Below are 11,505 nucleotides of genomic sequence, written 5' to 3'. Positions count from 1 at the left end.
ATTTTAATACGAGTTTCAAATAAATAAAACCCTTACTTATATAAGAATACCATTTTTTTAGCGTTTCAACAATATAAAACTCTTGATTTAATATCTTTAATGTTTAAAGCATCCTCTATTTAAATATATCCTTCAATAATATCCGTGATTATAACAGTTGTTCTAACTCAATATCTGGATATTTATCTTGGAACCAGCGTTCAGCAAATTGATTCTCAAATAAGAATACTGGAGCTCCAAAGCGGTCACGAACAAGTAAATTACGACTCGATGACATACTTGGATCCAAGTCATCCTCTTTAATCCAACGTGCAATTTTATTCCCCATTGGAGTCATATCAACTTCGGCATTATATTCATTCAGTAAGCGGTATTGGAAGACTTCGAATTGAAGTTGTCCTACGGCTCCGATAATATATTCTTCCGTATGATATGTTTTGTATAACTGAATCGCACCTTCTTGAACTAATTGTTCAATCCCTTTATGGAATGATTTTTGTTTCATAACATTTCTAGGGCTGACTTTCATGAACATCTCAGGCGTAAATTGTGGTAATGGCGGGAAAGCAACAGCCTTCTTACCTGAATACAACGTATCTCCAATTTGCAGATTCCCTGTATCATACAGACCGATAATATCTCCGGCAACGGCTGTACTTACTTCTTCACGAGTGTCTGCCATGAATTGTGTCGTATGAGCCATACGAATTTTCTTTTGTGTACGGTTTAAGGTCACGTTCATGCCCGGTTCAAACTGCCCTGAAGCAATACGAATAAAGGCGATACGATCTCGGTGAGCCGGGTTCATGTTCGCTTGAATCTTAAAGACAAAGCCAGTAAAGTCATCCTCAACTGGATCTACTTCATCGCCACTTTCAAGTTCAATAGATTCTGGTGCTGGTGCTAACTCAACGAATGCATCTAAGAATGTTTGAACACCAAAACCAGTTAAAGCTGATCCAAAGAAGACTGGCGTTAACTTACCGTTAGCGATCTTGTCTAAATCAAATTCATTTCCTGCTTCATGCAATAATTGTGCGTCTTCTAAAGCTTGAGAATATATCGATGACTCTTTAAACGTATGCTCACCTTGAGCTTCACCGTCTTCATCTAAAGGAATAAAGATATCTTCCTCTTCTTCATCATTCCCTCTTAATTCAACACGCTCATTATATAAATCATAAAGACCGATTAAATTTCGTCCCATACCCATCGGCCAATTCATTGGGTACGCGTCAATACCTAAGACTTCTTCCAATTCAGCCACTAACTCTAAAGGCTCACGTCCGTCACGGTCTAATTTGTTAATAAAGGTAAAGATGGGGATTCCACGGTGACTTACAACTTCGAATAATCGTTTCGTCTGTGGCTCAATCCCTTTACCAGAGTCAACAACCATAACTGCCGCATCCACGGCCATTAATGTACGATACGTATCCTCTGAGAAATCCTCATGTCCCGGTGTATCGACAATATTAACTTGATGTCCGTCATAATCTACTTGCATCACCGAACTGGTTACAGAGATCCCTCTTTGTTTCTCGATCTCCATCCAGTCAGATTTTGCGAATTTGTTTGATTTTTTACCCTTTGCCTTAACTGTCCCTGCTTCACGTATGGCTCCACTGTATAACAGCATTGCTTCGGTAATGGTTGTCTTACCCGCATCTGGATGGGAGATAATCGCAAATGTCCGTCTTCTTTTGACTTCTTGCTCTAAATTATTTACCAAATAGTTACTTCCTTTCGTTATTGTCCGTTTCAAAAAAATGGAACAATGCAATGTGATTGAGTTCATCATTGCATTGTTCATAACATAAAAATTATCCGTTTAGTGTTCTCAACTCGATTAATTTTTTCTCGATATTACGTTCAGGTCCTTGAGTTTCTTTTGAAGCTGCATCATTGGCAATCACTTCATGAATTAATTTCTCTAATTCACGTTTCTCTTCATCTGTTAAAGTACTCTCAGAGACTGACTCTTCGTCGCTTTCTTTGCGTTTTTCAACTTTGCCATCTGAAAATTCGTTAATCTGCATCGTAAATTGATCCACTTCACTTTTAGGGAATAGTGATTCAAAATCTGTGCCATCAATAAACTCTGATACTTGATCAACCATTTCACGCATTTCGTCTTTCATGAATGTTAAGCGATCTCTTAAAGCATTCCCACCATTCAATAAATCATTTCCACGATTAATTGTTTCCTCTTTTAATTGAGTTGCTTGCTCATTCGCTTTACTAATGATTTGTTCAGCTTGTCCAGCTGAATCTTCGATTATTTGTGAACCTTTTTGTCTTGCGTCAACGATTCCTTCTTTTAGGGCTGACTCTAATTCGATATAGGTCGCTAGTTGACTTTCTAAGCTTTCAATCTTCTTTTCCAATTCGTCAATTTTACTTGTCTGTTGACTCATCATCGAATCTACTTGACTTGTATTATAGCCAAATAAACTTTTCGATATATCTACCACTCATATCACTCCTCTACACTCTAACTCTCACTATGTTATGTACTTCTTATAGTAGCAAATTTCAAGGCATTTTACACGTTCTTTTTACATATTAATTTAATCAATCATTTCTGATTCTAAATAACTTGCAATTAATTCATATGTAGCGTCTACAGATTCGAAGTGAGTGCGCTCGTAAGCATGACTAGAATCAATGCCTGCTCCGATTAAACCGTGACGAACATCTGCCCCAGCTCTCATGGCTGCTGATGCATCACTTGAATAGAATGGGTAAATATCTAATTGATATTCAATATCATTTGCTTTACATAATTGAACGAATTGATTACGTAAGCCTAAGTGATATGGACCAGATCCATCTTTCGCACAAATCGACACACTATATTCATCCGTCCGTTGGTCATCGCCCATGGCTCCCATATCTACCGCAAGATATTCTTTCACTTCAGAAGCAATATTAGAATTACCTCCATAACCAATCTCTTCATTGGTTGAGATATAGAAGTGCGTCGTATGTGCTAAATCAATCTGATTACGATGAATATTCTCAACCAATTCAATTAATAACGCAACACTGACTTTGTCATCTAAATGACGTGATTTAATAAAGCCTTCGTCTGTAATAGTAGCTCTTGGGTCGAATGAGATAAAATCGCCCACTTTAATACCAAGTTTTTCAACATCTTCTTGGTTCTTCACTTTATAATCTAAGCGAATTTCCATATTGTCTTGATTACGTTCTGCTGTACGCGCATCTTTATAGACATGCACACTCGTTTGGTGCATGAGGATTGTTCCGTTATATTTTTTATCTTCTAAACTTGAATGAACGGTACAGTATTCCCCTTCAATGGCGTTAAATGTAAAGCCACCAATCAAATCAAGTTTTAAGCGACCATTCGGTTTAATCGCTCGAACCATTCCACCTAAAGTATCCACATGAGCTGTCACAAAGCGATGACTTTCCTTATTCTTACCATCGATACTTACAAGTAAGCCACCCTTGGGCGTCACTTCATAAGTTACACCCATCTCATCGAACAAGCCACAAATATAATGGATAATATCTGCGGTATAACCCGTTGGAGATGGAATCGTTGTTAAGTTTTTTACATTTTCTAATCGTTTTTTTGATACTTCTTTTATTTCTGTCATAAAAACACCCTTTGCTCATTGTATTTATATTCTGTATTATAGTAAAATAACGTCAATAATATCACTGTGATTAATTATACATGAAATCGTGGAGGGTTTTAAATGAAATTTACTTGGGTATTAGATGGAGACACTTCAAAATTAAAGGACGCATTCGATATTCGTAAGAAAGTCTTTATTTACGAACAAAATGTTGATCCAGGACTTGAATTAGATGGTTTGGATCAGCAATTAATTCACCTAATTGGATATATTGACAATCGTCCCGTCGCAACGGCACGAATCAATCTTAATGACGCTAAGACAAAAGCAAAGATCCAACGTGTGGCAGTTCTAAAAGAACAAAGAGGTCAGCGCTTAGGATTTAAATTGATGGAAGAAATTGAAAGATGGGCAAGAGAAACTAACCCTTCCATTGAGGTACTTAGCTTATCTGCTCAAGATCCAGCTATCCCCTTCTATGAGAAATTAAATTACGCAATCACAAATGAAGAAGGCTACTTGGATGCCAACATCCCTCATCATGACATGGAAAAACAAATCAATTAAAAAACGACCCTTTGACTATTTTAAAACAGTCAAAGGGTTGTTCTTTTTGTGTATTGCTTTAAATAATTGCTGATAAGAATAATTGAGCAATACTAAAGTAAATAAATACTGAAGTTAAGTCACTCAGTGTTGAAATAAATGGTCCACTCGCAACTGCAGGGTCAAAACCAAGTCTGTCCATAATCTTCGGTATAAATGAACCTGCAAGATTCGCTACGATAATTGCAGCCATCATCGCAATTCCAATGACCGCTCCTAGAAGAAGGTTTTGTTTCCAAACTAAGACGATTAACATCACGGTAATTCCGACAATTAATCCAGTAATCGCACCGGTAATTAATTCAAACATTATTGAAGAAAAGAAATTATCGTCATCGTATTTATTTGTTAATTTCCTTACGGCTACGGCCAATGACTGGGTTCCAGCATTCCCGGCAGTACCTGTAATTAAAGTAACAAAGGCGGATAAGACACTTGCTTCAGCGATTAGCGCATCATACTGACTAATTAAAGTCGCTGTTCCCATTCCTAAGAATAGTAAGGTTACTAGCCAAGGTAGACGACTTCTTGCTGCTGATAGTGGCGTGTCATGGGTCTCTCTAACGTCAACCGCCGCTAAACCAGAGTAGTCACTATCTGCTTCATCTTGCATAACATCTAAGACATCATCAACCGTAATAACACCTAATAATTCACGGTCAAAACCAACAACAGGAAGCGCTAAAAGGTCATAATCTTGAACCATCTTGGCTACTTCTTCTTGGTTATCATTTACTTGAACCGAAATCACACGCGTATTCATCACGTCATGAATCAGCTTATCTTCATCATTAATAATTAAATCCTTTAATGAGATTACACCAACGAGACGATTATTTTCATCTACAACATATACATAGTAAATTGTCTCAGCTTTAATCGCTTGCTCTCTCAGTCTGTGATAAGCGGCACCTAGAGTTAAGCCTTCTTGAACAGAGATAAATTCAGTCGTCATAATCGCCCCAGCTGTCTCGTCTAAATAATTAATCAGCGAGCTGATTTCACGAGCACTTTCTGCAGGCATTAGGTTCATATAGAGATTAATACGTTCACGGTTTTTTAAGCTATTCAACACATCAACCGCATTATCGGCATACATCTCGCCTAGAACTGACGCAGCATAAGGTGGAGACATCTCTTCAAAGTAGATATCAATCGTCTCGTCTTGCGATTCGAGCATGTCGAAGACATCTGCTAATTCTGAAGGAGATAAATATTGATAAATCTTTTCACGATCCTCTTTTTCCAAATTCGCAAATATCTTACTTTGCTCATAATTATGTAAGGCTAGATACTCGGTTCTAAATCGAGTCATCCGGTTTTCGTTCAATAATTTTTTAAACGTTTCAATACTCTCTTCAAGAGATCTTTCAAATATCTCCATATTCTATCTCCCCTTTTCTGATATTTAACCACGTGTGCATATCTTCAGGAATCGCTTGGGTAATGTGGATGTCATCACCTGTAAAAGGATGAATAAATTGTAACTCACCACAATGCAAGGCTTGTCTTGAAATCACTGAATCTTTTACCCCGCCGTATAAATCATCCCCAACTAAAGGCCCACCTTTGTGAGCTAAGTGAACTCTGATTTGATGCGTACGCCCTGTATGAAGTTGCATTCTAAGTAGGCTTGCCTCTTCCACTTGTTCTTTTAACCAAAATTCTGTTAAAGCGGCTTGCCCATCTGGGTCCACAATCCGACTGATGATTGATTCAGGATTGCGCCCAATCGGTGCGTCGATATAACCATGCTTGTCCCAATCCACTTTATGTGATAAACCGTAATAGATTTTAGTTAGACCTTTGCTTTGGATTATCCGGTCCATATAAGCATGGGCAAGTCGGTGTTTGGCAATCAACATCAATCCGGTCGTATCACGGTCTAAACGAGTGACGATATGAATCACTTGGTCTTTATATTCTTCTCTTACATAATAACCTTTAATGCGATTTGCCATCGAACTATCTGGATTCTGCTTTGAAGGAATGGAGACCGAAGCACTCGGTTTGTTCACAATCAAGAAATCACGGTCTTCGTATACGACATCAATTGGAATGTCTGACGGTGCCACTGTCTCATGCCCGTGTTCATCCGGGGCAATGAGTGTTAACACGTCCCCTTGGTTTAAGGTCGCTCTCACGGTCACTTCTTCTTGATTCAGTAAGATTTGCCCGCCGTTATGCTTCACCGCTTTTACAAAATTTCTTGGAATCCCTTCAAAGTGTAAAAAGCGTTTAATCGTTTGTTCTAAAGTATCTTGATACTCCCATGTTAAAATCACATTATCTTCCTAACTCGTTAAAATTTTCTATTGGTATTCTTCAGTATAGAGCGTCAAGAATTGTTCAATTTGTTCCATAGATGACTCATGACTGATTCGCTCTTTTGCTTCGCCATCTTCCATCACTAAGACATAAGGAACAGTATCGACACCGAATGTTTGCATGGCTCCTTGGAAGGTCGCATCTTGTTCGTGTGCTCGAGTATTATAGTAATAGATTGGAACGTTTAAATCACTAGCAATTTGGTTAATCTTTGGTGAGAAAGCTTTACACCAAGGACATTCATCAAAGCCAATATATAATAAACTCGCTTGTTCACTCGTCATTTGAAGAAACTCAATATAATCTGCTTCTGTTTGAACTGCTTCAATCTGTGAATAATCCACAGGCGATTGTGTCCCTTCTGCATATGTTCCTATCTTATCTAGGGATTCATAAATCATTCCTTTAGCGTCCTCATTCATTGTTAACAACGACGTATCTCCTGGAATAGTAACGGGTGCGTTGATTCGCTCAACTCCGGCGAGTGCGGTATGTTCAAACTCATCGCTCTGGCTACTACAAGCCACTACCAAACCAACCGTCATGACTAGACCTATAACTTTCAAAATCCGCTGCATTTATAACATTCTCCTTTAAAGTGATTGTTTTCTCCCAATAAACGCATTTTCAACCCGATCCCAAAAGTGGGTATGTTTGAAGCTTGCGAAATGGATCCGTTGTTTAGCAACCTGACAAGTCACTTTGGATACTTCATAATTCAACCAACTTTGATTATCCACGGAAAGAATCGCAGATTGCGTATTCTCTGGTTTCAAAGTAAACCATTCATCTGAAGGAATAATAATTGGAGAACTTAAGGTACGATACACTCGATTATTTATTGAAGCCATCTCAGTCATTTGAATCGCATCTAGGCGCGGATGGATGACTGCTCCCCCTAATGATTTATTCAAGCCTGTTGATCCGGTTGGTGTTGAAATATTAATGCCATCTCCTCGGAAAGTCTCGAAGAAGTGGTCTTTAATATAGACGTCACTCACCATGGTTCCCATCGTTGAACGGATGGAGAATTCATTCAAAGCTAACATCTTCTTACACCGCCCATCTTCTAAATAAATTTCGACATTGAGTAAAGGATAAGACACCGATTGATCGGATGCATTTAATAATCCATCCACAACCGCATCCACTTCATTGCTAAGCCAATCCGTATAGAAGCCTAGATGTCCAGTATGGATTCCGACGAATCTCGAATGTTCAATATATTGTTCGAAATGATGAAAGGCAGATAAGAAGGTTCCGTCTCCTCCAATTGAAATAATAAAATCTGGTTGTTCACGTTCATCCACAATTTCAATCTGGTGTTTATTTAATTTGTTTGTGAGTTCAGTTTTAATAGATTGAGATTGAGGTTTTGTATTTGAATAAATTAGTACCGTTGGTTTCATTGATTCACCTCATAATTCCCTTTATTTATTGCTGTATCGGGGTCCTCATATCTTTGTTCGAAGAATTGTGTCGCTTCGCGTATCTCTTCTCGAATCTCTGACATTTCTTGATCCAGCATAAATGCTGCTTCTGAAGCTCTTTCCAGTCGTTCAAGAATGTGCTTTGGATACTCTCCTTGATACTTATAGTTCAGCGAATGCTCGATCGTCGCCCAGAAATTCATCGCTAATGTTCTTATTTGAACCTCTACAATGACGGTCTCTACATTCTTTGCGCGTTGCACTGGGTATTCAATGACCATATGATATGATCTGTAGCCACTTGGCTTATGATGGTGAATGTAGTCACGGATTAATAATACTTTAAAATCCGTCCGTTCTTTTATTAATTCGGCTACTTCATAGATATCTTCAACAAATTGACACATGATGCGGATTCCAGCAATATCTTGAACACCGATTAACATATCTTCAGATTCAATTTCTCGCATTTCCATCTTCTCGAGAATACTCTCGCGTGTCTTCACGCGTCCTGTGACGAACTCTATCGGCGTATGGCGATGTAAAGTTCGGTATTCTTTTCGAATATTCTTTAGTTTTAGCTTTAATTCTTCTACAGCTTGTTCATAAGGAGCTAAGAATAAGTCCCAATTCTCGATAAAATTATCTTCTATCAATTCAGTCACCGACTTTCTTACTTTAGTATAAGTATATTTATTTGCATATATTAATGAGTTATTATAGGATATAGAACAGACTGTAATTGAAATACAGTTTTTTTATTTTTTGTATATATTACATTGTACATAATTTAGCTAAGAAAGGATATATACATGGTATCTTCAATTGAAAGAGAATTAAAAACACTACTAAGTAAAGCCGAGTATGACAAGCTTTATACTTATTTTAATTTACAAAATCAACCAAAAATCATTCAATCCAATTACTATTATGATACAGCAGATGAAATTTTCAAGCAAAATAATGCAGCGCTGAGATTAAGAGTATTTGATAATGGTTCGAGTGAATGGACAATTAAAGAGAGAGTGTCTGAACTTGAATCGATTGAACTTACTCAATTCAATCGAGAGAAAGTGATAGACGTGCCACAATCATTGAATGAAGACATTATTTATTCAGCGGATATCCAAGAGTTTATTGCTTCAAGAAATATCGTCTGGACTAATATTAAAAGAACAATGAGTCTCATTACAGAACGTTATAATATCGACGTTCCTTATGGATTATATGCGTTAGACTATACTCAATATCCGCAAGCTGAAGATCACGAATTGGAACTTGAATCTCAAGATATTGAAGTTGCTTTAGAACAATTTAATTCACTGTTAGCGAGTGTTGATATATCTTACAAACAAGCAGAAACGAAGTTATCACGCGCACATCGATACTCTACAAATGAATAAATGAACAAGCCTATCATTCGCTAATAGTTTACTTTATTGTTAATATTAACTATACCAAACATAAGAAAGGAGGAGGAATTTCTAAATGAGTCAATATCAAATCGAATATAGACACAATGGCGTTCCAAGTGTATTTGAATTATTTTTATTCGTTAATCCATTTGGGAAAAATTGTTACACTTGTCAACATGAAGTTTTAAAGTTAATTGCTTTAGTAACGTCAAACATAGATTTGCACATCCTACCTTTTCATAATCAACGTTTAGTTGAAGACTATATGCAACAACTTGGTATCAAAAAAATAAACTTGCAGGAGAGAAATTACATCTTTCAATCGGTATACCGGGCATCTCTCGCATATAAAGCAGCCTGTATGCAAGGGAAACGATTAGGTCGTTATTTCTTAATGCGCCTTCAGGAGACAATCAATGGCGATATTTCTAAATTTAGTGAAGAATTCGCAATTGATCTTGCCAAAGACGTTGGACTAGATGTCGAGATATTTCAACAAGATATGCGGTCGGATTTTGTTAAACAATTGTTCTTAAAAGACCAAAAGACTGCCATCGATATGTCAGTTGAATCTACCCCTTCTCTAGTTATTTATGAATACGTCACAGGCGAAGCAAGGTTATTAGAAGGCTATCCAATAACTTTAGAAACAATCTTAGATGAGATTGATGCTTTAATATGTGATGGCACTAATCATGAAGAATCAGGTGCGAATGTGCCAGCATTACGACTTCTATAAAACTTAATTTAACAGGGGCTGACCTATCGCCCTTCTTTTTTATGCGCATAACAAGAGGCTCAACACTGTGGACAAATGTCACCACGATTGTTGAGCCTTTTTTGTTTGGGTGGTGCGTGTGTTTTTCACTCACTTACCTATTGACACTCCACACAAATCTAAAATTAATATGTTCTTTGTAAAACTGTTGATCTCGCATTTCTTGCTCGCGCTGCTGCTTTTCCTCCCTCGGCTTCTTTCATATCTTTCTTAGCACATAAACTACCAAACATCATTCCAACAAGTGTATGGACGATCGTTCCAGCTGCACCCGCTAAGGCTGCTTCTGGTGAAAAATGCGTTAAACCTAAACTTGCGGATAGCCCTGTATTTTGTGCCGCAACTTCAATCGCACACGTACGTTTTGTTATCGCAGAAGCATTGAATAACCCATAGATAAAGTAAACAATTGCATAAGCTAATAAATGATGAACTAATACTGCTAGGACAACCGTTAGACCACCGGTTAGTAAATTCTCACGGTTCACTGATACTGTTCCAGCGAGAACTAACAGTACTGCCATCGATGAAAATGATGGCATCGCTGTCTTGATCTTTTGTGACTTGTCCCCTAAGAGATGAGACACAACTAATCCTAAGACAATTGGCACTAAGACGATTTGTGTGATGGATAAGAACATTGGCCAAAAAGCAATTTCAATAAATGCTCCGCCATAAGTCGCGATCAGAAGTGGTGTAACGAATGGGGATAATAATGTAGACACCGTTGTAGCACTCACTGAAAGTGGCACATTCCCATTAGCTAAGAGAGCCATAATGTTCGATGCGGTCCCTCCAGGAACTGATCCAACTATGATTAAACCTAAAGCCACATCACCTGATAGACCGAATAATTTAGCAATTGCAAAAGCGCTCAGTGGCATAAATAAGTATTGGATGGCAGAAACCATAATCACGCTCGTTGGGTTTTTAAGAACATGAGAAAAGTCAGATGCTTTCAATGTCAAGCCCATGGTGAACATAATGATTTGAAGTAATACACTCACATAACCACTTAAAGGTGTGAAAAAACTTGGGAACATTAAGGCTAATAAAGCCGTTAATACTACGAACATTGACAGGTTACTTGTAAAAGCGCTATTAAATTGTTTAAATAAATTCATGGATGAATCCTCCTATTATTTTCTGTGTAATTTGATAAATATGCACGTCGCTTTCAATGTCACTCATCGTTTTACCACTCCTTTGAATCGAGTAGGAGACTAGCCATTATTTGACTAGTCGACCTCTCACACCACCGTGCGTACGGTTCCGTACACGGCGGTTCAATACCTTGCGTAAGCAGACTCTACCAATTCGCTTAGTGGAACTAAGCC

The 11,505-nt window shown here is 37.8% G+C and carries 12 protein-coding genes; 3 read left to right on the top strand and 9 right to left on the bottom strand.

Features of this window, described 5'->3' with window-relative positions:
- Positions 1-148: 148 nt before the first annotated feature.
- The 3 genes from ACEN31_RS04290 to ACEN31_RS04280 all read right to left on the bottom strand — a co-directional run bounded on the left by ACEN31_RS04290 (position 149) and on the right by ACEN31_RS04280 (position 3,629).
- Complete coding sequence (locus ACEN31_RS04290) at positions 149-1,732, bottom strand: peptide chain release factor 3 (protein WP_407089243.1); 1,584 nt, start codon at positions 1,730-1,732, stop codon at positions 149-151.
- A 91-nt stretch (positions 1,733-1,823) separates the two neighbouring features.
- A complete protein-coding gene (locus tag ACEN31_RS04285) occupies positions 1,824-2,474 on the bottom strand; it encodes a DivIVA domain-containing protein (protein WP_138404838.1) in 651 nt (216 codons plus the stop codon).
- Positions 2,475-2,570: 96 nt separating this feature from the next.
- Positions 2,571-3,629, bottom strand: coding sequence for a M42 family metallopeptidase (locus ACEN31_RS04280; protein WP_407108745.1), 1,059 nt, complete (start codon positions 3,627-3,629; stop codon positions 2,571-2,573).
- Between the two features lie 102 nt (positions 3,630-3,731).
- On the opposite strand from ACEN31_RS04280, the gene ACEN31_RS04275 reads away from it, so the two are divergent.
- Complete coding sequence (locus ACEN31_RS04275; RefSeq protein ID WP_138404836.1) at positions 3,732-4,178, top strand: GNAT family N-acetyltransferase; 447 nt, start codon at positions 3,732-3,734, stop codon at positions 4,176-4,178.
- A gap of 58 nt (positions 4,179-4,236) precedes the next feature.
- Here ACEN31_RS04275 and mgtE read toward each other — a convergent pair whose 3' ends face one another.
- Genes mgtE through ACEN31_RS04250 form a run of 5 tightly spaced genes read right to left on the bottom strand, consistent with a single transcriptional unit; the run spans position 4,237 to position 8,631 of the window.
- The gene (gene mgtE / locus ACEN31_RS04270; RefSeq protein WP_407108744.1) at positions 4,237-5,601 is read right to left on the bottom strand and encodes a magnesium transporter; all 1,365 of its coding nucleotides are present in this window, start codon (positions 5,599-5,601) and stop codon (positions 4,237-4,239) included.
- Complete coding sequence (locus tag ACEN31_RS04265; protein WP_407108743.1) at positions 5,588-6,502, bottom strand: RluA family pseudouridine synthase; 915 nt, start codon at positions 6,500-6,502, stop codon at positions 5,588-5,590. Before ACEN31_RS04265 ends, mgtE begins: the two co-directional genes overlap by 14 nt.
- Before the next feature lie 27 nt (positions 6,503-6,529).
- Complete coding sequence (locus ACEN31_RS04260; RefSeq protein ID WP_407108742.1) at positions 6,530-7,123, bottom strand: thioredoxin family protein; 594 nt, start codon at positions 7,121-7,123, stop codon at positions 6,530-6,532.
- 15 nt (positions 7,124-7,138) lie between these two features.
- Positions 7,139-7,954 carry an NAD kinase gene (locus ACEN31_RS04255; RefSeq protein WP_407089249.1) on the bottom strand — a complete coding sequence of 272 codons (816 nt, stop codon included), beginning with the start codon at positions 7,952-7,954 and terminating at the stop codon, positions 7,139-7,141.
- Positions 7,951-8,631, bottom strand: a complete 681-nt coding sequence (locus ACEN31_RS04250; RefSeq protein ID WP_407108741.1) for a GTP pyrophosphokinase family protein — start codon at positions 8,629-8,631, stop codon at positions 7,951-7,953. Before ACEN31_RS04250 ends, ACEN31_RS04255 begins: the two co-directional genes overlap by 4 nt.
- Positions 8,632-8,787: 156 nt before the next feature.
- Here ACEN31_RS04250 and ACEN31_RS04245 point away from each other — a divergent pair, with 156 nt between their 5' ends.
- Together ACEN31_RS04245 and ACEN31_RS04240 are read left to right on the top strand one after the other, a co-directional pair.
- On the top strand, positions 8,788-9,378 hold the full coding sequence (locus ACEN31_RS04245) for a CYTH domain-containing protein (RefSeq protein WP_407108740.1): 591 nt from the start codon (positions 8,788-8,790) through the stop codon (positions 9,376-9,378).
- An 85-nt stretch (positions 9,379-9,463) separates the two neighbouring features.
- On the top strand, positions 9,464-10,129 hold the full coding sequence (locus ACEN31_RS04240; RefSeq protein ID WP_407108739.1) for a DsbA family protein: 666 nt from the start codon (positions 9,464-9,466) through the stop codon (positions 10,127-10,129).
- 164 nt (positions 10,130-10,293) lie between these two features.
- On the opposite strand, the gene ACEN31_RS04235 is transcribed toward ACEN31_RS04240, so the two are convergent.
- Positions 10,294-11,292 carry a bile acid:sodium symporter family protein gene (locus ACEN31_RS04235; protein ID WP_407108738.1) on the bottom strand — a complete coding sequence of 333 codons (999 nt, stop codon included), beginning with the start codon at positions 11,290-11,292 and terminating at the stop codon, positions 10,294-10,296.
- Positions 11,293-11,505: the final 213 nt, after the last annotated feature.

Origin of the sequence: Ruoffia sp. FAM 26255 (assembly GCF_045528525.1) — a bacterium.
Classification (GTDB): Bacteria; Bacillota; Bacilli; order Lactobacillales; family Aerococcaceae; genus Ruoffia; species Ruoffia tabacinasalis.
This window is presented reverse-complemented; position numbering and strand designations above follow the sequence as displayed.

Bases quoted from the DNA above. Each gene is read 5' to 3' on its own strand.
- ACEN31_RS04280 (WP_407108745.1), bottom strand. From the start codon at position 3,629: ATGACAGAAATAAAAGAAGTATCAAAAAAACGATTAGAAAATGTAAAA.
- ACEN31_RS04275 (WP_138404836.1), top strand. From the start codon at position 3,732: ATGAAATTTACTTGGGTATTAGATGGAGACACTTCAAAATTAAAGGAC.
- mgtE (WP_407108744.1), bottom strand. From the start codon at position 5,601: ATGGAGATATTTGAAAGATCTCTTGAAGAGAGTATTGAAACGTTTAAA.
- ACEN31_RS04260 (WP_407108742.1), bottom strand. From the start codon at position 7,123: ATGCAGCGGATTTTGAAAGTTATAGGTCTAGTCATGACGGTTGGTTTG.
- ACEN31_RS04255 (WP_407089249.1), bottom strand. From the start codon at position 7,954: ATGAAACCAACGGTACTAATTTATTCAAATACAAAACCTCAATCTCAA.
- ACEN31_RS04245 (WP_407108740.1), top strand. From the start codon at position 8,788: ATGGTATCTTCAATTGAAAGAGAATTAAAAACACTACTAAGTAAAGCC.
- ACEN31_RS04240 (WP_407108739.1), top strand. From the start codon at position 9,464: ATGAGTCAATATCAAATCGAATATAGACACAATGGCGTTCCAAGTGTA.
- ACEN31_RS04235 (WP_407108738.1), bottom strand. From the start codon at position 11,292: ATGAATTTATTTAAACAATTTAATAGCGCTTTTACAAGTAACCTGTCA.